This is a genomic window from Streptomyces sp. NPDC107521 (assembly GCF_055598485.1).
The window spans coordinates 95,349-118,279 of the sequence record NZ_JBVKAT010000015.1; the positions used below are offsets into that span (position 1 = coordinate 95,349).

The following is a 22,931-nucleotide window of genomic DNA, read 5'->3' on the forward strand; positions in this document are numbered from 1 at the left end:
CCACATCACATCATCCGGTAATAGGAGAAGACGGTCGGCCCCGGACCGTGCGGGCCGCCGTCCCCCTCAGGCCGTGCGGCGGCGGTGCTCCTCGGCGGCCAGGGCCGCCGCGCCCCGGACGTGGTCCTCGCACGCGACGCGTGCCTCGGCGGGGTCGCGGTCGAGGGCCGCGGCGCGGGTGATGCGGCCGAAGTGCTCGAAGGAGATCCGTGCCCGCCGGGGGTCGGTGAAGGCGTAGCGGCGGAAGATCTGGACCCGTGCGTGGATGCGGGCGACCTCCTCGGTGAGGACGGGGTTCCCGGCGCCTTCGAGCAGGAGGCCGTAGAACCGCTCGTTGGCCTCCTCGCGCGTGCGGACGGTGCCCCGCAGGTAGGTGACGTCCATCCCGGCCAGGAGTTCCCGCAGGGCGGTCCTGGTCCGCTCCGGCGCGTGGACCGCGAAGAGCTCCCCCACCAGGCCCTCCAGGGCGCGCCGGACCTCGTAGATCTTCTCGATGTCCTGCGGGGTCAGGACGGTGACGACCGGGCCGTGGTGGGCGACGACGGTCACCAGCCGTTCGGTCTCCAGCTGGCGCAGCGCTTCCCGGACGACGGTGCGGGAGACCCCGTAGGCCTCGCACAGGGCGCTCTCCCGCAGCGCGTCGCCCGGCTGGTGGGCACCGCTCAGGATGTCCTCCCGCAGGAGGCGCGTGATCTGCTGCCGCAGGGGTGCCGCGTGCCGGGTCAGTCTCGGGGTGCTCATGACGGGTTCCTCAAACTCCAGCCGCTGCCCGCCGTCCCCGGCTCGTCCGGGTCCGTGGGGCAGCTGTCTCAAATCGATGCACCGGGCCTGATCCGGCCCTCGGGCCCCTAGCGTATTACGGGATGACGGTCATACGTCATGGGCGTGCACGCGCCGTGCGGCACCGGGGGCAGTCCCGCCGGGCCGGCCGGCCGCCGCCGTATTGCTGCCGCCGAAACGAGGAGGACCCCTTCCATGACGACTCCGACCGCGCCGGTCACCGCGCAGGTCCGCGGACGGGAGATTCCCGTCGGCCTGTATGTCGACGGCGTGTGGACACCGGCCGCCGGGACGTTCCCGGTCGTCAACCCGGCCGACGGCCGGACGGTCGCCGAGGTCGCCGACGGCAGCGTCGGGCAGGCGCTCGGCGCCCTCGACGCGGCCGTCGCCGCCCAGGACGGCTGGCGCCACGTGCTCCCGCGCGAGCGTGCCGACCTGTTCCACCGCGCGCACCGGCTGCTCCTGGAGCGGGCCGACGAGATCGTCGAGACCATGACGCTGGAGAGCGGCAAGCCGCTGGGCGAGGCCCGGGGCGAGTTCCAGCTCTCGGCCGACTTCTTCCTCTGGTACGCCGAGCAGATCGCGCACCTGCACGGCACCTACGCGCACGGCTCCCGGGGCGACTACCGCATCGTGACCACCCATCAGCCGGTGGGGCCGTGCCTGCTCATCACCCCGTGGAACTTCCCGCTGCTGATGATCGCCCGCAAGGCCGGGGCGGCGCTGGCGGCGGGCTGCGCGGTGGTGGTGAAGTCCGCGAAGGAGACGCCGCTGACCTGCGCGCTGTTCGTGCGGGCCCTGCACGACGCCGGTTTCCCGGCGGGTGTGGTCAACCTCGTCCACACCACGTCCTCGGCGAAGGTGTCGGCGGCGCTCATGGCGGACAGCCGGCTGCGCAAGGTGAGCTTCACCGGCTCGACCGGTGTGGGCAGCACCCTGCTGGGCCAGGCGGCCGCGAACATCACCAACGCCTCGATGGAGCTGGGCGGCGACGGCCCGTTCCTGGTGCTGGACGACGCCGACCTCGAACTGGCGGCGGAGCAGGCGGTGCTGTGCAAGTTCCGCAACGCCGGTCAGGCGTGCGTGGCGGCCAACCGGATCATCGTCGACAGCAAGGTCGCGGAGGAGTTCACGGCCCGGTTCGTGGCGCTGACCGAGAAGCTGAGGGTCGGCGACGGGTTCGACCCGGCCACGGAGATCGGCCCGATCATCTCGGCCCGCCAGCGCGACACCGTCAGGGAGCTGGTGGACGGCTTCCGGGAGACCGGCGCGACGCTGCTGACCGGCGGCCGGGAGGTGCCGGGCGACGGGTTCTTCTTCGAGCCGACCGTCTTCTCGATGGCGGGGGCGGCGACGGGCGCCGACATCTGCCGCCGGGAGCTGTTCGCGCCGATCGCCGCGATCTACACGGTGGACTCGGTCGCCGAGGCGGTCGCGACGGCCAACGACACCGGCTACGGGCTGGCCGCCTACGTGTTCACCCGTGACGTGGACCGCGCCATCGCCGTGAGCGAGCGGCTCGACTTCGGCATGGTCGGCGTCAACCGCGGGGTGATGGCCGACCCGGCGGCGGCGTTCGGCGGCATCAAGGCCTCCGGCCTGGGCCGCGAGGGCGGGCACGAGGCGATCTACGAGTTCCTCGAACCCAAGTACCTGGCGATCACCGTGAACGGGACGGGGGCCGGACTGTGAGCGCGGACGTCTTCCCCACCGGTGTGCTGCGCCAGCCCCGGACCGTGATCTTCGGTCCCGGTGAGCGGCGCCACCTGCCCCGTCTGCTCGCCGGGACCGGACGGCACGTCCTGGTCGTCACCGACGCCCGCATGGCGGGATCGGCCGTGTTCACGGACCTGGTGGCCGCCGTCGAGGCGGAGGGGCTCACGGTCTCGGTGTTCTCCGGGACCGAGCCGGACCTGCCCCGCGAGAACGCGCTCGCCGTCGTCCGGGAGCACGGCGGCGCCGGTGTGGACGTGCTGCTCGCGGTCGGCGGCGGGTCCTGCCTGGACCTGGCGAAGGTGGCCTCCGCCGTCCTCGCGCACGGCGGCGACGTGCGGGACTACTACGGCGAGTTCCTCGTCCCGGGCCCCGGGCTCCCGGTCGTCACCGTCCCCACCACCGCCGGCACCGGCGCCGAGGTGACCTGCGTCTCCGTCGTCTTCGACCGGGAGCGGGGCATGAAGGTCGGCGTGGCCAGCCCGCACCTGGAGCCGTACGCCGCGGTCATCGACCCCGAGCTGACCCTCACCTGCCCGCCGGCGCTCACCGCGGCCACCGCGGCCGACGCGCTGACCCATCTGGTCGAGACGTTCACCGACCGGGTCAAGGACGTGACGCCGGAGTTCCTGGACCGTCACCTCTACGTCGGGAAGAACCCGCTGACCGACATCTTCTGCCGCAGCGGGCTGACCCTGCTCAACACCTCCCTGGAGGCCGTGGCCGCCGACCCGTCCGACCTCGGGGCGCGCTCGGCGACCATGCTGGCCGCGTACAACGCCGGGATGGCCATCAACACCGCCGGCACCGCCGCGGCGCACGCGATCCAGTCCCCGATCGGCGCGCTGACCGGCACCTCGCACGGCTTCGGGGTGGGAGCCCTCCTGCCGTACGTGATGCGCTTCAACCTCCCGGCCCGGGTCGCGGAGTTCGCCGAGATCGGGCGGCTGCTCGGGGCCGCCGATGCCGGGACGGCGCCCGTGGAGCAGGCGCGGGCCGGGATCTCCCGGGTGGAGGAGCTGCTGGAGACCGTCGGCTGCCCGACCGATCTGCGGACGCTGGGCCTGGACCCGGAGGACTTCTCCCGCGTGGCCGACCAGGCGATGCTGGCGACCCGTCTGACGGCGAACAACCCGCGCGACCTCACCCACGCGTCGGTGGTCGAGATCCTGCGGCGCGGCTACGACAACGACCGCACCTGGTGGTCGGTATGACGGGCGCCCCCTCCGCTCCCCCGCCGGACGCTCCGGCGCCGGTCGCGGTCGCCGGGGCCGGCTCCATCGGGGTCGCCTTCGCGATCGTCTTCGCCCGGGCCGGGCACACCGTGCGGCTGTGGGACCCCTTCCCCGCGTCCCTGGAGCGCGCCCGGGGCGAACTCGCCGACCGCCTGGAGCGGCTGGCGGCCCACGGGCTCGCCGGGGACCCGGCCTCAACGGGGGCCCGCGTCGCGTTCGTCGACGACCTGGCGGAGGCGGTCGCGGGAGCGGCGCTCGTCCAGGAGTGCGCCCCGGAGCGGGCGGACGTCAAGCGGGACCTGATCCTGCGCGCCGCGCAGAGCGCCCCGGAGCGGGCGGTGTTCGCCAGTTCGAGCTCCGCGATACGCCCCGGCCTCCTCGCCGAGGGCCTGCCCGGCGCCGTGCGGGAACGGGTCCTGGTCGGCCACCCCGGCAATCCGCCCTACCTCATCCCGGTGATCGAGGTGGTCCCCTCCCCCGCCACCGCCGGGTGGGCGGCCGAGCGGGCCCGTGCCCTCTACGCCGGGGCGGGGCTGCGCCCGGTCACCGTCCGCCACGAACCGGAGGGGTTCGTGTTCAACCGGCTCCAGGGGGCGGTGCTGCGCGAGGCCTACTGCCTGCTGCGGGACGGGGTGGCGACCGCCGACGAGATCGACGAGGTCGTCCGCAGCGGTCTCGGCCGCCGGTGGAGCCTGATCGGCCCGTTCGAGACCGCCGACCTCAACAGCCGCGGCGGGCTGGCCGCGCACGCGCGGACCATGGGGCCCGCCTACGCCCGGATGGGCGCCGAGCGCGGGCAGGACGACCCGTGGACGGAGGACCTCGTGTCGGACGCGGTGGCCCAGCGCCGCGCCCTGCTCCCGCTGGAGCGGTGGGAGGAGCGGGTCCGCTGGCGCGACGAGCGGCTGATGCGGCTGACCGCGCTGTGGGAGGAGGGCCGCGACGGCACCTCCTGAGCCCCCGCCCTCGGGGTGCCGCCCCCGCCGGGCCGCCCGCCGGCGGTTCCTCGGGGGCGGCACCGGCCGGGCACGCGGGCGCGGCCCGGTGCCCGGCCGGTGCCGGGGCGGGCCGCGGGTCCGGTGTCCTCAGACGGAGCGGGTCTTGGCGGGCGGTGTCATGTAGGTGGTGCGGCTCGGGGTGACGCCCAGGCGGACGCAGCTCTCCAGCCAGGTGACGGCGGCGCCGGTCGGGTCGATCACGGGGACGGCGTGGCCGGCGGCGGCCAGGCGGTCGCGGAGTTCGGCGGCGACGCCCAGCATCCCGGTGCAGCCGAGCACGATGACGTCCGCCTCGCCCCGGGTGACCGCGTCCGACGCCTGGGTGAAGAGGCGGTCGAGGAGTACCCGGCGGTCCTCCAGGCCGAGCACCGGCAGGTCGACGACGCGGATGGTGCCGATCCGGCTCTCGATGCCGTAGCGGCGGCCCAGCGAGCGGAGCATGGGCAGCACGTTGGGCAGGACGGTGACGATGCCGATCCTCTCGCCGAGGCTGAGCGCGGTGAGCACGGCGGGTTCGTAGCCGCCGACCACGGGGGCGTCGATGATCTCCCGGGCGGCGTGCACCCCGGGGTCGCCGAAGCAGGTGACGAAGACGCCGTCGACGCCCTGGGCCGCGGCCTCCTCGACCCGTCGGAGGATGCCGGGCGCGGCCAGGGCCTCGTCGTACTCCGACTCGATGCTGGCGGTTCCCCGCTCCAGCGACACCACGTCGACCTCGGTCCCGGCGGCGGCCCAGCCGGTCACCTCCGTGCGGACGTGCTCGATCAGGGCATCGCCGATCACGGGGAGGATGACCCGAATGCGCATCTCGTCTCCTTCGGTAGCGGGGGTACGGGGAGAGTAGGCAGCCCGGTCGGGGGCGGGAAGGTGCGCGACGCCCTGCGGGCGGCCGTGTGCTGTGCGTCCCGCACACTCCCGTGGGGCGCCGTCCTCCCGGGGGCGCCGTTCAGCCGCCGAGGGCGCGGCAGGCGATCTGGAGGGCGAGGCGCCGGCTGGGGTCGTCCAGGTCGATGCCGAGGCGTTCGCGGACCTGCTGGAGGCGGGCGGTCACCGTGTTGCGGTGCACGCCGAGGGCCTGGGCCGTCAGGACGACGGACCCGCCGCTCTCCAGGTAGGTCCGCAGGGTGGCCAGCAGGTGGGTGTGCGCGGGGTCGCGCAGCGGGGCGAGGGAGGTGTCGGCGAAGGCGCGGGTGGCCTCGGAGCGCTGCCAGGTGGCCAGCAGCCGGGCGACGCCCAGTTCGTCGGAGTGCTCGACGGCGGGGCGGTGGTCGTGGCTGCGGGCGAGTTCCGCGGCGTCCCGGGCCTCGGTGAGGGTCTCGGCGAGGCCGCCGGGGCCGGGGTGCGGGCGTCCGATGCCGGCGGTCAGGTCGCGGTCGCGGGGCAGGGCGGCGGTCACCCGGCGGACCGCCCGCAGGGTCGCGCGGGCGTCCTCGGGCGCGGGTTCGCTGTCGGTGGTGGTCCACAGGGCCCATCCGTCGCCCCGGTTGACGGCGCCGTCCAGGGGGACGCCGTGCCGGGCCAGTCCGGCGCGGAACTCCTCGACGAGGGGGTCGCGGACGCCGGGCCCGCCCGGGTCGCCCGCGGCCAGGTGCAGTCCGACGTGCCAGCCCTGGAGCCGCCAGCCGAGCGAGACGGCGCCCTGGACGACGTCGCGGCTGACCGAGTCGCCGCCGGTGAGGATCTCCGAGAGCATCCGGGACTGGAAGACGGAGTCGCGGACGGTCCGCGCACGCTGCGCGGAGAGCCAGGAGCGCACGAACGGCTCGGTCATGGCCAGTCCGACGGCGAGCGTGTCCAGCCGGGACCCGGCGACGCGTTCGTAGGGGCAGGCCAGCCAGGCGGCCGCGCGGTGCGCGTCGGGGTCGAGGACGGGGTGGACCAGGACGCGGTCGGCGCGCTGGGGCACGGGCTGTCCGAGGCGGAGAGCGGGGTCGAGGGTGACGGGGTCGCCGAGGAGGGCGTCGCCCTCGGCGGTCACCAGGGAGAGCGGGGCGGCGAGGATCTCCGCGGCGCCGGCCAGGATGTCCCGGCCGGTGCGTCTGGCGGCGAGCCGGCGCAGCAGCCGCTCCACGGTCCGGGCGTGGGCCTGTTCGGGGGCGCGGACCCGGGCGGTCAGCTCCTGCACCAGGCGGACCGGGTGGTCCTCGCGCAGCCAGAGGACGGGGATCCGGAGGCGGTCGGCCAGGCGGACGCCGGAGAGCAGCGGCTGGGCCGGGGCGGCGACGACGAGGAGGGCGGCGGCGCCGGCCTCCTGGGCCCGCCGGACCAGGGCGTCGAGCCGGTACAGGGGGGTCACGTCGCTCTCGCCGCACAGCAGGAGGTGGCCCTCGATGCCGTCGAAGTCGCCGTCGTACCAGCGCACGTCCCGCACGGTCCGTTCGGTGCCGGCCGCGCCGGCGACGGTGCGCACACCGTCGAGCACGGGGTCGTGGAGCAGGTCGGCGACGCGGGGACGGCCGGTCATGGGGTCACCGCTTCGGGGTCGAGGCCGAAGGCGGACGGGCCGACGAGGCCGTCCGTGCCGGGGGGCCAGGTGTGCAGGGCGGGCAGGGCGAGCAGGGCGAGGGACTGGCCGAGCCGGAGCTGGTCGGTGCGCAGCGGGGCGCCGTTGCCGGCGGCGAGGGCGACGATGATGTCGGGGGTGCGGGCGACGGTGGAGCCGTCGAGGGTGACGGCGAGGAACTCCTCGTGGTGGTCGAGGCGGGCGGTGGCGGTGCCGTCGGGGGCGGTGAGGGTGACGCAGCCGGGCGCGCCGGCGAGCGGGGGGCGGATCTCGTCGGTCCGGCCCTCGAACAGCGGCCGGGCGCCGAGCCGGGCGGCGAGTCCGCGGACGCCCGCGGCGGGGTCGTGGGCGAGGAAGGCGGTGCCCAGGGCGTGGCAGGCGCTGAGGCTGGCGGGGACGCCGTGGGCGGCGAGCGCGGCGGCGGTGAGCGGGTACATCGCCAGGCAGGCGGCGCCGCCCATGGTGGCGGCGCAGCCGCGGATGAGGGCTTCGGCCATGGCCGGGGAGGCGGCCGGGACGATCACGGTGTCGGAGGCGGGGCCGACCAGGGCGAGCGGGGCGGCGGGGTGGCCCGCGGCGGCGGCCGTGGTCTGGCTGATCCGGGGGAAGGCCCGGCCCATGAGGTCGCCGTCGACGACGGGGACGCCGAGGCGGGCGGCGGTGAGGACGGCGGCCACGGCGTTCAGTCCGCCGATCTCGATCACGCCGACGGCGGCGAGGCCGCCGCCGAGGTGGCCGACGAGGGCTTCGACGGCGTGGGCGAGGTCGGCGGGGGCCAGGAGCCGTTCGGCGAGCACGTCGGGGGCGCCCACGACGCCGGCGTGGACGACCAGGGCGGTGGGCGGGAGGGCGGTGGCGGGCACCACCTCGACGCGGCTCGCGGCGGGTGCCAGGGCGCGGCGCAGGAGGTGTCCGGCGAGGGAGACGTCCCCGCCGCCGCCCGAGCCGAGCAGGGTGGCGCCCGCGGCCAGGGCGTCGATGTGCTCCGCGGCGATGCTTCGGAGCACATCGTTCCGGTTGGGCGTCATGGGCTGATGATCGCAGACGGCGGCGGGGGGTCCCCGGGGTGCGGCGGGGCGGTCACACGGGGACGTAGGGGTGGTCGTAGCCGAAGTAGGCGGGGCCGGCCAGGGCGAGTCCCCCGGGGGTGCGCCAGCGCGGGTCGCAGGGGGCGACGACGACGCTGACCCGCAGGCCGTAGCGGAGGGTCTCGGTGGTGACGGGTTCGCCGGTGTCGGTGTCCAGGAGGCAGATGAGGTCGGGGACGCTGGCGACGACCCGGCCGTCGTGCCGGGCGACGAGGTTCTCGTTCTGGAAGGAGACGTCCATGCGGCCGCCGAGGTCGGGGCCGAGTCCTTCGAGGACGGCGTCGCCCCGGGCGAAGCCGCCCTCGGTGGTGCGGCGCACGTCGACGAGTTTGCCCTGGAAGACGCGGCGGCCGCGGAGGACGGTCGCGGCGGCGGCGACCGGGTCGGTGTGGTTCTCGTGGGCCTCGCGGATGGCGGTGCCGATGTGCCGGCACAGGGTGATGGTGCCGTGCACCATGTGGTCCTTGACCTGTCTGCCGGTCAGGACGTAGAGGCTGACGGCGGCGCTGCAGCCCATCTCGATGGTGGCGGAGCGGGCGAGGCGTTCCGCCCAGGAGTTGTCGGCGGTGCGCAGGCCGACGGTGTTGCCGCGTTCGTCGGCCAGGGCCATCGGGGTGGCGGAGACGCCGCCGAGGGTGGGCAGCAGCATCTGCAGTTCGGGAAAGGCGCGGCCCATGCCGTCGGCGTCGACGAGGGGCAGGCCGAGTTCGGCGGCGGCGGAGAAGGGGATCATCGAGTTGAGTCCGCCGGCCTCGATGGAGACGGTGTGGGTGGCGCGGGCGCCGATGAGGTCCTCGAGGGCCTTCAGGGCGGCGGTGAGCTCGCTGCCCGAGGGGAGTTTCTCCAGCATGACGGTGGGGGCGCCCATGAAGGCGGTGGGGATGACCACGGCGTCGTCGGGCAGTGCGGCGGCGTCGACGAGGCGGACGGGGCCGTTGCGGCGGATCGACTGCTGTGCGAGCAGCCGGCCGATGTAGGGGTCGCCGCCGCCCCCGGTGCCCAGTACGGCGGCGCCGCGGGCCATGTCGGGCAGGTCGTGGACGGTGATCTCACGCATCGTTGTCTCCCAGGCTGAGTTCGCCGACGGCCTTGACGCGGATCCGGGTGGCGTTCCCGGGCAGGTAGGCGAGCGGCACTTCTTCGATGTCGACGACCCGTACGGAGCCGGGGCGGGCGCCGGCGGCGACGGTCCGGTCGACCGCTTCCTGCCGGGCCTCGTCCAGGACGGCGTCACGGCGGCCGGGCTGGACGGAGAAGACCCGGTCGACCTCGCCGCCGACCTCGGCGATGGCGGCGCCGATGGCGTTGGCCACGGCGTGGTGCTCGGGGCGGTCGACGGTGGAGGCGCCGGGGAGCCGGTCGGGGACGAGGATGCTGCCGCCGCCGACGGCGACGACGGGGACGGGTTCGGCGGAGATCCGCATCCGGTCGACGGTCTCGGCCATCCGGTCGGCGATGTGGTCGAGGCCGGCACGGACGAGGTCCTTGTCGAGGTGGGCGACGCGGCCGGGGTCGCCGATGGCGGCGAGGCCGGCGGCGACGGCGAGGTCGGTGGCGGTGAGCTGGTCGCCGCCGAAGACGAGGGCCCGTTCGGTGAGCCGGGAGCCGACGCTCCTGGGGCCCACGCGCGGTGCGCCGTCCCGGGTGACATGGCTGCCGCCGCCGATGCCCACGGACAGGACGTCGGGCATGCGGAAGTTGGTCTGGATCCCGGCGACGGCGACGTCGGTGGACGCCTCGCGGGGGAAGCCGTTGCGCAGGATGCCGACGTCGGTGGTGGTGCCGCCGACGTCCATCACGGCGCAGTCGGCCCGGCGGGAGAGGAAGGCGGCGCCGCGCATGGAGTTGGTGGGGCCGGAGGCGAAGGTGGCCACCGGGTAGCGGCGGGCGTAGTCGACGTCCATCAGGGTGCCGTCGTTCTGGCTGAGGAAGAGGGGGGCGGTGATGCCGGCGGCGGTGACGGTCCGGGTGAGTCCGGCGGCGACGTGTTCGGCCAGTTCGCGCAGGGCCGCGTTGACGACCGTGGCGTTCTCCCGGCCGAGCAGGCCCATCCGGCCGATCTCGTGGGAGAGGCTGACGGGGCAGCCGGGCAGTTCCTCGGCGATGATCTCGGCGGCGCGCTGCTCGAACTCGGCGTTGACCGGTGAGAACACCGAGGAGAGGGCGAAGGAGCGGGCGCCGGCGCGGGCGGCCCGGTCCAGGACGGCGCGGAACTCCGGTTCGTCGAAGTCGGCGATGCGGGTGCCGTCGTACTCGTGTCCGCCGTGGCACAGGTAGCTGTGGTCGCCGATGGCGGTGCGCAGTCCGTCGGGCCAGTCGACCAGGGGCGGCAGGGCGCTGGTGGCGGGCAGTCCGAAGCGGATGGCGGCGGTGGGGGCCAGCCGGTCGCCCTCGACGAGGGCGTTGATGAAGTGGGTGGTGCCGATCATCACCGCGGCCACGGAGGCGGGGTCGAAGTCCGACGCCTCCTTGAGTCCGGCGATCGCGGTGACGATGCCGGTGGTGACGTCCGGGCTGGTGGGTGCCTTGGTGGCGGCCAGGACGCGGTTCCCGTCGATGAGGACGGCGTCGGTGTTGGTGCCTCCGACGTCGATTCCCAGTCTCAGCATGGTGTGCGTTCTCCTTCGCTCGGCTTCACCGGGCGGCCGGGCGGTCGGGGTTCGCCGTCGTTCCGGTGGTGGTGGGGGGCAGGGGGGTGGCGGACCGGCCGGCGCCGCGGACCAGGCCGAGCCGGGCCGCCGCCGTGTAGAGCAGCATCGCGACGACCACGGAGTTCACGGACGGCAGGCCCCAGTCGACGAAGTGGCCGAAGAGCGAGGCGCAGGCCCACACCGCCAGGGCGGCGGGTACCCAGGTCGGCGCGGTGTCCGGGAGGGTGCCGCGCTCGCGCGAGGCGTCCAGTTCGGGGCGCCAGGTCCGGGCGATGAAGTACTCGGCGACCATGATGCCCGCGATGGGCGGGAAGATCACGCCGAGCAGTACCAGGAAGTCGGTGAAGCGGTCGAGGATGCCGGCCGCGCCGAGGACGGAGCCGAGGACGCCGGCGGCGAGGGTGACCGCGGTGCGGTGGACGCGGCGGCCGAAGGCCTGGTCGACGAAGTTGACGATGCCCAGGGAGGCGGCGTAGAGGTTCCAGTCGTTGATCTTGAGGGTGGCGGCGATGATCACCAGGGTGCCGAGGAAGCCGGACGTGGAGGTGACGATGGCCACGACGTCGTTGGTGCGCAGGGCCAGGGCGAGCAGGACACCGATCAGGCCGATGACGTACTCGCCCAGGGATATGCCGATGACGGTCTGCCGGACCACGTCCCCGGAGGTGCGGTTGAAGCGGCTCATGTCGGGGGTGATGACGGCACCGACGATGAATCCCCCGGCGACGATGGAGGTGCCCTGCAACAGGCTGAGCTGGGGTCCGGCGGGCGCCGCGTGGAGCAGGTCGCCGAGGCTGTGCCGGGACAGCTCGCTGACGATGGACCAGCCGGCCAGGGCCAGGAACGCGGGCACGGTGAGGTAGGCGGTCCAGGCCATGGAGCCGATGCCGAGCATCACGATGGCGGTGACGGCGAGGCCGAAGACCAGGGCCCACGCCCACATCGGCAGGACGCCGACGAGGCTGACCAGGCCCTGGGCGGAGACCGCGTTCTGGATGCCGAACCAGCCGAGCGCCGAGATGCTGATGGCGAGGCCGATCAGGGAGGATCCGGCCCGGCCGAAGCCGGTCCAGCGGGCGAGGACGGAGGTGGACAGTCCTTCGCGCTGTCCGGCGATGCCGGTGAAGATCGTGACGATCTCCAGGACGACCGCGCCGAAGGTGATGGCGAGGACCGCGTCCCAGAAGTTCATCCCGAAGCCGAGGGTGGCGCCGATCAGGAAGCTGGCGAGCGAGCTCAGCATTCCGAAGCGCTGTACGGCGAGGGAGAACCAGTGGTGCCTGCGGTCTGCGGGCACCCGGCTCAGAGCGTGGTCGTCGTGCTGCTCAGCGGTGGTTTCCATGGCGTCTCCCGGGCCGGGAACGGAACATTCCGCTGAAGGTAGGCGTCCCGGTGACCCCGGTCACTGGGCGGAAGGACCGGTACGGCCGGGGTGACTGTGCGGCACGCACACCGGCGGCGGTGAGCCCGGGGCCGCCGGGCGGGCGCCGAGCGGCGGTGCGGACGGCGAGTGGCGGTGCGGCGCCGCACCGGCGGCGGTGAGCCCGTGAGGGGGCGGGCGGGGTGGCGTCCGGGAGCGGGCCGCCGGACGCCCGGGGGCGGGCGGGGTGGCGGCGGGCGGCCGTTCCGGGCGGGGCGGCGCGGGCCGCCGGGGCCGTTGCCCGGGACCTGCGGGCTTCCCCGGGTCCGGCGGGCGTCCTCCGGGAGGGGGCCCGTGTCCGCGCCGGGGGCCGCCGCCGTGCGCACACGTCCGGGTGGTTCACGGCGGCGCCGCCCGCGTCCGGGCGCTCCCGGCGGCCGGGGGCTGCGAGCATCGGGGACCGTCCGTGCCCGCCCCCGCGCCGGGGAGGGCGCCGCGTCCGTGAAGGTTCCCCGAGGCGTCCCCGCCGCCCGCCGGGGTGGGAGGAGGACCGTGTGCGCGCTCTGCTGACGGACGCCTACCGCACCCTCGTACCGCCCCGGGAGGAGCGGCACGGTCCGCTGCCGCCGCTGCTGCTGGTCCTGACCCTGGTCACCGGTCTGACCGACGCGGTGAGCTTCCTGGCGCTGGGCAGGGTGTTCGTCGCCAACATGACCGGCAACGTGGTCTTCATGGGCTTCTCCCTGGTCGGGGCGCCGGGGCTGTCCGCGCTCGCCTCCGGGACCGCGGGGGCGGCGTTCCTCCTCGGGGCGCTCGCCGGGGGCCGGCTCTCCGTCCGCCTCGCCGCGCACCGCGGGAGGCTGCTGTCCCGGGCGTCCGCCGCCCAGGCCGTCCTGTTCGCGGTCGCCGCGGTGGTCGCCGCGGCGGCCGGGGAGCGGGTGACGACCGGCGTCCAGTACGCGCTGATCGTGCTCCTCTCCCTCGGCATGGGGCTGCAGAACGCGGTCGCGCGGCGCCTCGGCGTGCCCGACCTCACCACGACCGTCCTCACCCTGACCCTGACGGGGCTGGCCGCGGACTCCACGGCCGCGGGCGGGGCGGCGCCCCGGCCGGGCCGCCGCGTCCTGGCCGTGCTCGTCATGTTCCTCGGCGCGCTCGGCGGAGCCCGGCTGGTCCTGGACGGCCGTCTCGCGCTCGCCCTGACGCTGACCCTGCCCCTGCTCGGGTGCGTGGCCGTCCTGGCGCACCGCCTCTCGGCCGGCGGCCCCGCCTGGACCAGGCCCTGAGCCGGAGGGGCGCCCGTCGCAGGAGGGGCCGGCCCCGCGTGCGACACTGCCGCCCATGTCGCTGTCCGGCCTCACCCTCCGTCAATGGCGGTCCTTCGACCGGTCCGCCGCCCTGCGCACCGCCCGGGAGGCCGCCGACCGGGCGGGCGGCCGGGTGGCGCTCGTCGAGACCACGGAGGGCGCGGACGGCCCGCTGCACCGCGTCCTCGTCGAGCGGGACGGCCGGGAGTTCGCCCTGGTGCCGGGGGGCCGGGTGACGCTGGGCTTCGACCCGGACGCCTGGCGGCCGTCCCCGGAGCAGGCCGCCGACTACGCCGGGAGCCTGGAGCAGGGGTACGGCCAGGGGCCCGATCTGCGCGCCCACCTCGCGCGGGTGCTCAGCCCCCGCCGGAGCGTGGACCTGGCGACCGTGCTCATGGCCGTCGAGGACGAGGACCTGAGCGAGCCCCCCGCCGGCATGCCGGCCGTCCTCGCGGCCCGCGGGCTGCGGATGCCGAGCTCCGACGAGTGGGAGCACGCCTGCGGCGCCGGGGCGGACACCCTGTTCCGGTGGGGCGACGACTGCCCCCTCGACGACGTCCCCCTCGCGGACCGACCCGGCCCCCAGCACCGGCCGAACGCCTTCGGCCTGCGCATCGCCTACGACACCTACCGCACGGAGCTGAGCAGCGACGTCACCGCCGTCCACGGCGGCGACGGGGGCGAGTCGGTGTGCGGCGGCTACGGCGCCCTGCTGGCCTGGCTCCCCCTGGCCACCGCCCACCGCAACCCGTTCATGGCCGAGTTCGTGTACGGGCCGGACGGGGAGGACCTCTACGAGGACTGCTCCACCCGCCCGGTCCTGGCGCTCTGAGCCCGCAGGAGGGGCGTGCCCCGGCCCGGGGGCCGGGCGGCCGACGGCGTGACGGCGGGCCCGGGGCCCGGGCGGGGCGGCCGGTCACTCGTACCGGTACTTCAGCGACTCCGCCTCCGTCCGCTCGATGTCGGCGATCGTCAGGTCCGGCTTCCGCAGCTGGGCCAGCGTCACCTCGGCCGAGGTCGGCTGGGCGTCCGCCGGGAGCCACTGCTCCAGCTTCCAGGCCCCGGCGCGCAGGAACGACTTGGGGCAGTGCGGATAGACCTCCTCGATGCCCAGCACCAGCGCGGAGGCCGGCGGCCTGCCCACGGCGGTCAGCCGCGACAGCAGGTCCGGGCGGGTGGAGACACAGGCCCGGCCGTTGACCCGGAGCGTCGTGGTGCGTCCCGGGACGACGAACAGCAGCCCGGCCCGCCCGGTGGCGACGACGTTCTCCAGGGTGTCCAGCCGCTTGTTGCCGGTCGCGTCCGGTACCGCCACCGTCCGCGAGTCCAGGACGGTGACGAACCCGGCGGGGCCGCCGCGCGGGGAGACGTCGCAGCGGCCCCCGGCGTCCGCGCTGGCGACCAGGACCAGCGACGAGCACCCGATCAGCCGTCTGGTCTGCTCGGTGAGTTCGGTCATCTGCTTGCGCACGGCGGCGTCGCCGGGCAGCGCGTAGGCCCGGCGCAGCGCCTCCCGGTCGGGCACGGCGTCGAGGCGGAGCGAGTCGAAGGCACTGCCGGCGAGGGACGTTGTCATGCCTGCGACCCTAGGGCCCCTCCCGCGGGCCGTGCCGGGGGCGGTGCCGCGCGGGGCGGGCGGGGCGGCGGGAGGGCCAGAAGTCGAGCAGGTCGCCCGGTGCCAGGCCCAGGGAGCGTTCGATGTCCGCGGGGGCGGTCTGCTGGAGGTGGTCGGCGGCGATGGCGGCCAGGTCGTGCCAGTAGCCGCGCAGGGTCGACTCCGACAGGTGCATGGTGCGGCTCATCTCGGTGTAGGTCTGGCCGCGTGCCCGGCCGGCCAGGACCTGGCGCTGGCGGGGGGACAGGATGGTCAGCGAGCCCCTGCGGACGAGGAGTTCGGTGAGCGCGACGAGGCTCTGGGGGACCACGACCCGGCCCGCGGCGAACTGCGCGATGGCCTCGGCGACCTCGGGCAGGGGCAGGGACTTGCGGATCAGTCCGCGCGCGCCCGCGGCCAGGCAGGCCGCCAGGACGAACCGGCGCTCCTCCTGCGTGTAGAGGCAGACCCGGTATCCGGCGGCGACGAGGTCGGTGACGGCGGCGACGCCCTGGGTGGCGTCGCGCTGGCCGCTGTTGGCCAGGTGGAGGTCGAGGATGACGATGTCGGCGGCCGGGCGGGCGCGCAGGGCCTCCTCGGTCCGGGCGAAGGCGGCGACGAAGGTGATGTCGGGCAGCAGGGCGGGCAGTCCGAGCCGGATCGCGGTGGCGTCCTCGATGAGGACGGCGGTGAGGCCGCCGGTCATGGGCGGAGGGTCCCTTCGATGGTGATCCGGGTGCCCAGGCCGGGGGCCGAGGCGATGCTCGCGGTGAGCGCGTGCCGTTCGAGTTCGGCGAGGAGCTGGCGGCGCAGTCCGGTGCCCAGGGCGGTGGTGGCGGTGTCGAAGCCGATGCCGTTGTCGCGGATGGTGACGATCCAGCGGGCGCGGTCCCGTTCGGCGTCGGCGTGGACGATGACCATCGTGGCCCGGGCGTGGCGGCGGACGTTGTGCAGGACGCCGGCGACGGCGCCGCGCACCGCCTCGCCGGCGTCCGCGTTCACCGTCACGCCGTCGGCCAGTTCCAGGGCGGGTTCGAGGCCGAGGTCGGCGAATCCCGACATCCCCTCCTCCAGGACGTCGCGGAGCGTCACGTCGCCGTCCGCGCCGGGGCCGCCGGTGCCGGGCGGGCGCGGGGCGCAGGGCCCGCCGCGCAGGTAGGCGCGCATCCGCCGGATCTCGGCGGCGGCCTGTTCGCAGAGCTGGGCGCGGGTGTCGGCGGGCAGGGCGGGGTCGGTGAGCAGGTGCATGATCGTGATGGCGTCGTGCATGGTGAGCTGGGCGCGCTGCTTCTCCTCGTGGCGGGCGAGTTCGGCGACCCGGGCGCGCGCGGCGTCGGCGTCGGCGGCGACGCGGCGGATGTAGCGGACGACGATCCGCGCGACGCCGCCGAGGCCGAGGAGGGTCAGGGTGTTGCCGGCGATCGTGGAGTGGCCGGCGACGGCGGTGGCGTCGGCGACGAAGAAGACGTAGGCGGCGGTGACGGTGGCGACGGCGGTGCACCAGGCGGCCGTGCTCAGTCCGGCCACGCCCACCACCACGGCCAGGGAGTAGCCGGGTGCCCAGCCGACCCAGGTCCCGACGCGGTCCTGCACCGGCACCGCGAGGGTGCCCAGGACGAGGAAGGCGGTGCACAGGGCCACGTCCACGGCGACGCCGGCCGGTGACAGTCCGCGGCGCCGCAGCACGACGACCGTGACGACGCCCGCGGCGTTCGCGGCGGCGAGCAGCCAGAGCACCAGGTAGAGGCGGGGGTTCTGGCTCACCTCCATGCCGCGGGGCAGTGAGGGCAGCATCTGCAGGATCGTCGCGACGCGTGCGCAGCCGTAGGCGAGCGCGAGGACGTTCTCCACCCCGACGGCCGACGTGGACGCCGTCAGTCGGCCCCGCGACACCGCGTCCTGCCCGGCTCGTCCGCCACACTCCCCGTGAACACGCCGACATTCTGTCCCAAGATCCTTCTCCGTACCCGCCGTTCGGTGAATCGGGAGGCGTATGCCCGGCGGCCCGCCGGGCACACCCGTCGCCGGTGTCCCGTCCGCCTCCCCCGGGTGCCCGGCGGGTCCGGGAGCGCGGGGACCGGGCCGTCGCCGGGTCCCGTTCCCGGCCCGGCGGGTGCCGCGGGCGGGGCGGCGGGGGTTCCTTCCGGGGGGTACGGCCCCGGGGTACCCGGGGCCGCAAGTCCGCGTTTTCGTTGGGTTGCCGCCCGCGCGGGCCCCGTTCTTTGATGGCGGGGCCGCCGCCGGTGACGTGCTGTGTTCGCAGGTGGTGGACGAGTTCCGGCTTCCGCCCCCTCCACGTCCGTTTGGGAGCACCAGTGAACGCGCACCTTCCCTCCGCTCGTTCGGGTGCGGGTGGGTCCCGGTGCCCCGGGGTTCCGGGGGCCGCCCCGTCGGCCGCGGTGGCCGCGGTGGCGCGGCGCCCGCCGGCCACCGTGCCCGGGGCGGCGCCGGTGTGCGGTCCGTTCCGGCCGGGGCGCGCGCGTCCCGGCAGACGGTGGGCCCTGCCGTGTGTCCGCTTCCGGAGCCGGGCGGGCGCCGGGTCCCGGCGTGCCCCCGGGCTCTCCGCGCGGGGTGCCGCCGTTGGCCGCGCGGGACGGCTCCGGGGACCGGGGCGGTCCCGCCGCCGGGGGTCCGGCGCGGGGTGTGTCCCGGTCCGGCGGGTGCCGGCGGCGGGACGGGCCGGGGTCCTTCCGGGATGTGACGCCGCGGCGGCGGGCCAGCGGCCGTGTGCTCCGCGGCGGCCGGGGCGTTCGCGTCGGCTGCCCGGTCCGGGGCGCCGTGCCCGTCGGCGGGCGGCCCGGCGGGCCGGTGCCCGTCCGGGCGGGGCCGGGCGGGACCTGCCGTCTTCCGTGGTGTGATCCGGCGCCGGTGCCCGGCGCGGGGCCGGGCGGTGCGGGCCGGGGGTGCCGGTGCGCGCTCGTGCGCCCTCCCCCGGTCCGGCCGGCGCGGCGGGTGCGGGACGGGTGTTCCGGGGCCGTCCCGCACGGTGTCAGTGAATATTGCCGCCGGCCCGCACTATGCCCTTTTCGTAGGCGTAGATCACGGCGTGCACCCGGTTGCGCAATGCGAGCTTGTCCAGCATGCGCTGAACATGTGATTTCACTGTGCTTTCACTGAGGAAAAGCGCTTCTGAAATCTCCGCATTGGAATAGCCGCGGATGATGAGTTCCAGCACATCACGTTCTCTGCGGGTTATTCCGATGGCCTCCAGATCAGGATCGGATAAACCCGTCTGCGCGACGTGGGCGGGCTCTTCGGCCTTCGCCTCCCCGCCCTCGCAGTGCGGCACGACCAGCCGGTAGCCGGCGCTGATCATGCGGACGGCGGCGACGATGCGCTCGGGGCTGGCCCGGTTGTCCAGCACCCCCCAGGAGCCCGCCGCCTGCCAACTGTGCGCCACCCGGTCCACCTGCGGGACCATGGCCAGCACCTTCGGGCTGGCCTTGGCCGCACCGGCGATGAGCAGCCGGATCTCCGCGGATGAACACGGTTCGAGATCCTGGCCGTCGATGATCACGACGTCCGGTGAGAGTCTGGCCAGACTGGGCAGCGCGCTCGCCGGGTCGGCGGCGGCGCCGACCACGTCCAGACCGGCTTCACGGTCCAGCAGAACACTCAGACCCACCCTCGAAACAGCCCTCGAATCCACCAGAAATACTCTGGCGGCCTCCTCTTGCATCGCTAGCCCCCGTATACCTCAGCCAAGCCGCCACAAGCAGAATACGACCCTAGCATGGCCGCCGCACCCCGGACCATAGTTGTGAATTGAAACAATCTCCCCCGAGCGCCGTCGCGGAGGGCACGGCGATCGGCCCGGTTCCGTTTACTGTTTCATTCGGCGGGCGCGGCTTTCCGGAGAGCGGAAGGCGTCCGCACTTCCCCGGTATGAATTCACCGGGGTCCGGAAACCGGTGTCCCCGGGCGCCGGCCCGCGGCGGCGCGCCGGGACGGCGGGGTGCGGCGGGGCGGGAGGGTCCGGCCGGGCGGCAGGACGCGCCGGTCCGCGGCGGCGCTCACCGGCCGGCCCCGTCCCCGGCGGCGGGGGGCGGGGGCGGCAGGGGGCCGGTGAGGTAGTGCTGGATGGTCGGGCCGACGCAGGCCGCGAGGTGGTCGATGTCGGCCTCGGTGAGGGGCTGGAGGGCGAGGATGTGCCGGCCCATCGCCAGGCCCACGAGGTGGGTGGCGGCCAGGGTGATGCGCAGGCCCGGCTGGTCCCGGCCGGAGGCGGCGGCCAGCGGGCCGAGGATGGTGGAGGTGAGCACCTGCTTGAGGATGTCCGCGGCCTCCGGGTCGGACATGCCGGTGCGGACCATGGCGGCCAGCGGGCGGGCGGTGGCCGGCTCCTGCCACATCGTCAGGTAGAGCCGGACGATGTACCGGCCTATGTCCTCCATGTCCCCGGCGACGAGTCCGGGGAGCTGGTCGACGAGCGGCTCCGGCAGGTGCACGGTGGCGGCGAACAGGTCGCGCTTGGTGCCGAAGAAGTGGTGCACCAGCGCCGGGTTGACGTCGGCGGCGGCGGCGACGGCGCGGATCGTCGTGGCGCCGTAGGTGCGGGTGGCGAACAACTCCCTTGCGGCCTCCAGGATCCGCCCGCGGGTCGCGGTGTCGCCGGAGCGGCTTCCCGCGGGCCGTCCGCGGCTGCGTCGAGGGGCCGGGCCTGTTGCTGTCACGCCCCCATCCTACTTAATAAACGCCTGTTGCATTTCTGCTTCCGCACCCCCTACGGTGTGCCAGTCCGGCCCGCCCCTCACGACGGCACCCCTGGCGTGGGCCGGCCCTCTTTCCGGGAGGCGGGACCGGGGCAGACACGGCCCGCCGTACGAACAGTTGGGTGACGCCATGTGGGCGATGATCCTCAAGGAATTCCTCGAGCTGCGACGGGACAGGCGGACGATGGCGATGATCATCGCCCTACCGCTCCTGCTCCTGGTGATCTTCGGCTACGCGGCGAACTTCCATGTGGACGAGTTGGAGACACGGGTGGTGGGCCCGCGGGCCGAGCAGGTGGCCCAGCAGCTCAGGGGGCCGTTCGACGTCACGTCGGTGCGGCCGGGTGAGGGGCGCGCGGACGCCGAGCAAGCGCTGCGGTCGGAGAAGGCCGCGGTGGTGATCGTCACCTCCGACGGGGACGGGAAGCCGCAGGCGCTGATCGACGGCTCGCAGCTCTTCTCCGCGCAGTCGGCGTCGGCCGCGGTGGCGGCGAGCAACGGGGCGTTCACGCCCGAGGTCCTGTTCAACCCGCGGCTGAAGACCTCGTGGGTGATGGTGCCCGCCCTGGTCGGCATGATCATGGCCTTCATCGGCACGATCGTGACCGCGATCGGCCTGGTGCGCGAACGGCAGGCCGGCACGCTGGAGCAGCTCGCGGTGATGCCCTTCCGGCCCTCGGACGTGATCGCCGGGAAGATCGCGCCCTACTTCGTGCTGGCCGCGGTGGACATGGTGCTGGTCACCGTCATCGGCTGCCTGCTGTTCGGGGTGCCCTTCACGGGCAACGTGGCGGTCTTCGCGCTGGGGGCCGCGCTGTTCCTCTTCGTGGTGCTGGGCCTGGGCGTCCTCATCTCGACGCTCTCCCAGAACCAGGGCCAGGCCATGCAGATGGCGCTGATGACGGTGATGCCGCAGATCCTGCTCTCCGGCATGATCTTCCCGCTGACCGCGATGGCCGCGGGCGTGCGCTGGATCGGCTACATCCTGCCGCTGACGTACTTCAACATGATCTCCAACGGGGTCATGCTGCGGGACGCCCCGGTCTCCTCGCTCGCCCTGCCGCTCGGGGTGCTGGCGCTGATGGCGGTGCTGGTGTTCTCCGCCGCGGTGCTGCGCTTCCGCCGCGACCTGGCGCCCAGCGCGCCCCAGCGGATGAAGGCCGCCCCGGCCGCGGCGGGAGAGGGACGATGAGCCGTACCGTTCCCACGCCCGGGTCCGACGGGCCGTCCGCCGGGAGGGCGGGCTCCTCCGAGGACTGGGGGATCTTCGGCGCCACCGTCGTGCTGGAGCGCACCACCGCGCTGGACGACGTCACGCTGGCCACCCCGCGCGGCGAGGTGACCGCCGTGGTCGGCGGTGACGGCGCGGGCAAGACGACACTGCTGCGCACGCTGGTGGGCCGGGTGCGGGTGAGCGGCGGCAGGGTGAGCGGTCCGCCGCCCCCGCGCTGCGGGTTCATGCCCACCGGCGCCTCCGGGGTCTGGCGCGACATGTCGGTCGAGGAGAACCTCGACTTCGTCGCCGCCGCCCACAAGCTGGGCGGGCGGGAGCTGGCCGGGCGGAAGGCCGAACTCCTGGCGGCGGCCGGTCTGACCGACGCCGTGGGCCGGCTCGCGCAGGACCTGTCCGGGGGCATGCGGCAGAAGCTCGCGTTCTGCCTGGCCATCCTGCACCGCCCGGACCTGCTGGTGCTCGACGAGCCCAGCACCGGCGTCGACCCGGTCAGCCGGGTGGACCTCTGGCGGCTGATCTCCCGGGCCGCGGCCGAGTCCACGGCCGTCGTGATGGCCACCACCTATCTCGACGAGGCCGAACGCGCCACCACCTGCCTGGTCCTGGACCACGGCACCACCCTGGCCTCGGGCGCCCCCGCCACGATCCTGGAGCGGACACCGGGCACGCTGACCACCGGCCGCGCCCCGGCCGGCCCCGCGGAGCTGTCCTGGCGCCGCGGCTACGACACCCGGTCCTGGCACCCGGGACCGCCCCGCGACGGGGAGAGCCCCATCCCCGCAGACATGGAGGACAGCGTGATCGCCTACACCCTGGCCGCGCAGCGGGCCGGAGACGCCTCGTGAGCGCCTCCCCGGCCGCGCGGCCCCTGGCCTCGGCGGTCTCCGCGGGCAAGCGCTACGGCTCCTTCGCCGCCGTGGACGACGTGAGCATGCGCGTGGGGGCGGGCGAGATCGTCGGCCTGCTCGGCGCGAACGGCGCGGGCAAGACCACCCTGATCCGGCTGGTGCTGGGCCTGACGATCCCCACCAGCGGGTCCGTCGCCCTGTTCGGGCAGGCCCCGGACCGCGCCACCCGCCGCCGGCTGGGCTACGTCCCGCAGGGCCTGGGCCTGTGGGAGTCGCTGAGCGTCACGCAGAACCTGCGCTTCGCCAACGCCGCCTTCGGCGCCGACGACCCGGAGCTGCCGCCCGCCCTGGAAGCCGTCCGCGACCGGCCGGTCGGCGCGATCGGCCTGGGGCTCCAGCGCCAGCTCGCCTTCACCATCGCGCTCGCGCACCGGCCCGAGCTGCTGGTGCTGGACGAGCCGACCTCGGGCGTGGACCCGCTCTCGCGGGCCCGGCTGTGGGACGCCGTGCACGCCGAGGCCGACCGCGGCGCCGGTGTGCTGGTCACCACCCACTACATGCAGGAGGCCCAGCAGTGCGACCGGCTGGTGCTGATGTCGCACGGCAGGGCGGTGGCCGAGGGCACGGAGAAGGACATCATCGGCGCCACCACCGCCTGCGAGGTCGACACCGGGCAGTGGTCCACCGCCTTCGAGGCGCTGGACCGGGCCTCGCTGCCGGTGACGCTCGCCGGACGGCGGATCCGGCTGGCCGACACCCCGCCCGGGACCGTCCGCGCCACGCTGAGCGCGGCGGGCGTGACCGCCGACGTCCACGAGGTCCCCGCCACCCTGGAGGAGACCATGACCGTCATCGACCGGGCGGCCGCGGCCACCTGACGCCGGGCCGGCCGGGCCGGGGGTCCGCTC

Annotated in this window: 20 protein-coding genes; 8 read left to right on the forward strand and 12 right to left on the reverse strand. The window is 75.0% G+C overall.

The annotated features are described in order from the left end of the window. Positions 1-66 precede the first annotated feature (66 nt). Positions 67-741, reverse strand: coding sequence for a GntR family transcriptional regulator (locus tag ACZ7LB_RS22130; protein WP_471470514.1), 675 nt, complete (start codon positions 739-741; stop codon positions 67-69). Between the two features lie 234 nt (positions 742-975). On the opposite strand from ACZ7LB_RS22130, the gene ACZ7LB_RS22135 reads away from it, so the two are divergent. Genes ACZ7LB_RS22135 through ACZ7LB_RS22145 form a run of 3 tightly spaced genes read left to right on the forward strand, consistent with a single transcriptional unit; the run spans position 976 to position 4,684 of the window. Further along, positions 976-2,472 (forward strand): NAD-dependent succinate-semialdehyde dehydrogenase, encoded by a 1,497-nt coding sequence (locus ACZ7LB_RS22135; protein ID WP_471470515.1) that lies wholly within the window; start codon positions 976-978, stop codon positions 2,470-2,472. Continuing rightward, positions 2,469-3,707 carry an iron-containing alcohol dehydrogenase gene (locus ACZ7LB_RS22140; protein ID WP_471470516.1) on the forward strand — a complete coding sequence of 413 codons (1,239 nt, stop codon included), beginning with the start codon at positions 2,469-2,471 and terminating at the stop codon, positions 3,705-3,707. The genes ACZ7LB_RS22135 and ACZ7LB_RS22140 overlap by 4 nt, the downstream gene beginning before the upstream one ends. Further along, complete coding sequence (locus ACZ7LB_RS22145) at positions 3,704-4,684, forward strand: 3-hydroxyacyl-CoA dehydrogenase (RefSeq protein WP_471470518.1); 981 nt, start codon at positions 3,704-3,706, stop codon at positions 4,682-4,684. Before ACZ7LB_RS22140 ends, ACZ7LB_RS22145 begins: the two co-directional genes overlap by 4 nt. Positions 4,685-4,813: 129 nt before the next feature. Here the strand turns inward: ACZ7LB_RS22145 and ACZ7LB_RS22150 are convergent, their stop codons facing one another. The 6 genes from ACZ7LB_RS22150 to ACZ7LB_RS22175 all read right to left on the reverse strand — a co-directional run bounded on the left by ACZ7LB_RS22150 (position 4,814) and on the right by ACZ7LB_RS22175 (position 12,310). Next, the gene (locus ACZ7LB_RS22150; protein WP_471470520.1) at positions 4,814-5,533 is read right to left on the reverse strand and encodes an aspartate/glutamate racemase family protein; all 720 of its coding nucleotides are present in this window, start codon (positions 5,531-5,533) and stop codon (positions 4,814-4,816) included. Between the two features lie 139 nt (positions 5,534-5,672). Next, positions 5,673-7,190 carry a PucR family transcriptional regulator gene (locus ACZ7LB_RS22155; protein ID WP_471470521.1) on the reverse strand — a complete coding sequence of 506 codons (1,518 nt, stop codon included), beginning with the start codon at positions 7,188-7,190 and terminating at the stop codon, positions 5,673-5,675. Beyond that, on the reverse strand, positions 7,187-8,257 hold the full coding sequence (locus ACZ7LB_RS22160) for a DUF917 domain-containing protein (protein WP_471470523.1): 1,071 nt from the start codon (positions 8,255-8,257) through the stop codon (positions 7,187-7,189). Before ACZ7LB_RS22160 ends, ACZ7LB_RS22155 begins: the two co-directional genes overlap by 4 nt. A 52-nt stretch (positions 8,258-8,309) precedes the next feature. After that, the gene (locus ACZ7LB_RS22165) at positions 8,310-9,374 is read right to left on the reverse strand and encodes a DUF917 domain-containing protein (protein WP_471470524.1); all 1,065 of its coding nucleotides are present in this window, start codon (positions 9,372-9,374) and stop codon (positions 8,310-8,312) included. After that, on the reverse strand, positions 9,367-10,926 hold the full coding sequence (locus ACZ7LB_RS22170) for a hydantoinase/oxoprolinase N-terminal domain-containing protein (protein ID WP_471470526.1): 1,560 nt from the start codon (positions 10,924-10,926) through the stop codon (positions 9,367-9,369). Before ACZ7LB_RS22170 ends, ACZ7LB_RS22165 begins: the two co-directional genes overlap by 8 nt. A gap of 25 nt (positions 10,927-10,951) precedes the next feature. Continuing rightward, complete coding sequence (locus tag ACZ7LB_RS22175; protein ID WP_471470527.1) at positions 10,952-12,310, reverse strand: purine-cytosine permease family protein; 1,359 nt, start codon at positions 12,308-12,310, stop codon at positions 10,952-10,954. A 572-nt stretch (positions 12,311-12,882) separates the two neighbouring features. Between ACZ7LB_RS22175 and ACZ7LB_RS22180 the strand changes: the two genes are divergently transcribed. After that, positions 12,883-13,614: a YoaK family protein gene (locus tag ACZ7LB_RS22180; protein WP_471470528.1), complete on the forward strand. Its 732-nt coding sequence runs from the start codon at positions 12,883-12,885 to the stop codon at positions 13,612-13,614. Positions 13,615-13,669: 55 nt separating this feature from the next. Then, entirely contained in the window at positions 13,670-14,467 is a 798-nt protein-coding gene (locus ACZ7LB_RS22185) for a hypothetical protein (protein WP_471470529.1), read from the forward strand. An 84-nt stretch (positions 14,468-14,551) separates the two neighbouring features. On the opposite strand, the gene ACZ7LB_RS22190 is transcribed toward ACZ7LB_RS22185, so the two are convergent. The 5 genes from ACZ7LB_RS22190 to ACZ7LB_RS22210 form a co-directional block, all read right to left on the reverse strand. Continuing rightward, positions 14,552-15,211 carry an MSMEG_1061 family FMN-dependent PPOX-type flavoprotein gene (locus ACZ7LB_RS22190; RefSeq protein WP_471470531.1) on the reverse strand — a complete coding sequence of 220 codons (660 nt, stop codon included), beginning with the start codon at positions 15,209-15,211 and terminating at the stop codon, positions 14,552-14,554. 10 nt (positions 15,212-15,221) lie between these two features. Then, positions 15,222-15,935, reverse strand: a complete 714-nt coding sequence (locus ACZ7LB_RS22195) for a response regulator transcription factor (RefSeq protein ID WP_471470532.1) — start codon at positions 15,933-15,935, stop codon at positions 15,222-15,224. Continuing rightward, a complete protein-coding gene (locus tag ACZ7LB_RS22200; RefSeq protein WP_471470533.1) occupies positions 15,932-17,122 on the reverse strand; it encodes a sensor histidine kinase in 1,191 nt (396 codons plus the stop codon). Before ACZ7LB_RS22200 ends, ACZ7LB_RS22195 begins: the two co-directional genes overlap by 4 nt. Before the next feature lie 1,096 nt (positions 17,123-18,218). Beyond that, positions 18,219-18,908 carry a response regulator transcription factor gene (locus ACZ7LB_RS22205; RefSeq protein ID WP_471470534.1) on the reverse strand — a complete coding sequence of 230 codons (690 nt, stop codon included), beginning with the start codon at positions 18,906-18,908 and terminating at the stop codon, positions 18,219-18,221. Positions 18,909-19,242: 334 nt separating this feature from the next. Continuing rightward, positions 19,243-19,902, reverse strand: coding sequence for a TetR/AcrR family transcriptional regulator (locus ACZ7LB_RS22210; protein WP_471470535.1), 660 nt, complete (start codon positions 19,900-19,902; stop codon positions 19,243-19,245). A gap of 178 nt (positions 19,903-20,080) precedes the next feature. Here ACZ7LB_RS22210 and ACZ7LB_RS22215 point away from each other — a divergent pair, with 178 nt between their 5' ends. From ACZ7LB_RS22215 to ACZ7LB_RS22225, 3 genes are read left to right on the forward strand one after another with little or no spacing between them, the layout of a single operon-like run. Next, a complete protein-coding gene (locus ACZ7LB_RS22215; protein WP_471470536.1) occupies positions 20,081-21,133 on the forward strand; it encodes an ABC transporter permease in 1,053 nt (350 codons plus the stop codon). After that, entirely contained in the window at positions 21,130-22,020 is an 891-nt protein-coding gene (locus ACZ7LB_RS22220) for an ABC transporter ATP-binding protein (protein ID WP_471470537.1), read from the forward strand. Before ACZ7LB_RS22215 ends, ACZ7LB_RS22220 begins: the two co-directional genes overlap by 4 nt. Next, the gene (locus tag ACZ7LB_RS22225) at positions 22,017-22,901 is read left to right on the forward strand and encodes an ABC transporter ATP-binding protein (protein WP_471470539.1); all 885 of its coding nucleotides are present in this window, start codon (positions 22,017-22,019) and stop codon (positions 22,899-22,901) included. The genes ACZ7LB_RS22220 and ACZ7LB_RS22225 overlap by 4 nt, the downstream gene beginning before the upstream one ends. Positions 22,902-22,931 lie beyond the last annotated feature (30 nt).

Coding starts and splice junctions, on each gene's coding strand:
- ACZ7LB_RS22130 (WP_471470514.1), bottom strand. CDS start 741: ATGAGCACCCCGAGACTGACCCGGCACGCGGCACCCCTGCGGCAGCAG.
- ACZ7LB_RS22195 (WP_471470532.1), bottom strand. CDS start 15,935: ATGACCGGCGGCCTCACCGCCGTCCTCATCGAGGACGCCACCGCGATC.
- ACZ7LB_RS22135 (WP_471470515.1), top strand. CDS start 976: ATGACGACTCCGACCGCGCCGGTCACCGCGCAGGTCCGCGGACGGGAG.
- ACZ7LB_RS22145 (WP_471470518.1), top strand. CDS start 3,704: ATGACGGGCGCCCCCTCCGCTCCCCCGCCGGACGCTCCGGCGCCGGTC.
- ACZ7LB_RS22175 (WP_471470527.1), bottom strand. CDS start 12,310: ATGGAAACCACCGCTGAGCAGCACGACGACCACGCTCTGAGCCGGGTG.
- ACZ7LB_RS22155 (WP_471470521.1), bottom strand. CDS start 7,190: ATGACCGGCCGTCCCCGCGTCGCCGACCTGCTCCACGACCCCGTGCTC.
- ACZ7LB_RS22160 (WP_471470523.1), bottom strand. CDS start 8,257: ATGACGCCCAACCGGAACGATGTGCTCCGAAGCATCGCCGCGGAGCAC.
- ACZ7LB_RS22150 (WP_471470520.1), bottom strand. CDS start 5,533: ATGCGCATTCGGGTCATCCTCCCCGTGATCGGCGATGCCCTGATCGAG.
- ACZ7LB_RS22220 (WP_471470537.1), top strand. CDS start 21,130: ATGAGCCGTACCGTTCCCACGCCCGGGTCCGACGGGCCGTCCGCCGGG.
- ACZ7LB_RS22190 (WP_471470531.1), bottom strand. CDS start 15,211: ATGACAACGTCCCTCGCCGGCAGTGCCTTCGACTCGCTCCGCCTCGAC.
- ACZ7LB_RS22185 (WP_471470529.1), top strand. CDS start 13,670: ATGTCGCTGTCCGGCCTCACCCTCCGTCAATGGCGGTCCTTCGACCGG.
- ACZ7LB_RS22215 (WP_471470536.1), top strand. CDS start 20,081: ATGATCCTCAAGGAATTCCTCGAGCTGCGACGGGACAGGCGGACGATG.
- ACZ7LB_RS22205 (WP_471470534.1), bottom strand. CDS start 18,908: ATGCAAGAGGAGGCCGCCAGAGTATTTCTGGTGGATTCGAGGGCTGTT.
- ACZ7LB_RS22170 (WP_471470526.1), bottom strand. CDS start 10,926: ATGCTGAGACTGGGAATCGACGTCGGAGGCACCAACACCGACGCCGTC.
- ACZ7LB_RS22165 (WP_471470524.1), bottom strand. CDS start 9,374: ATGCGTGAGATCACCGTCCACGACCTGCCCGACATGGCCCGCGGCGCC.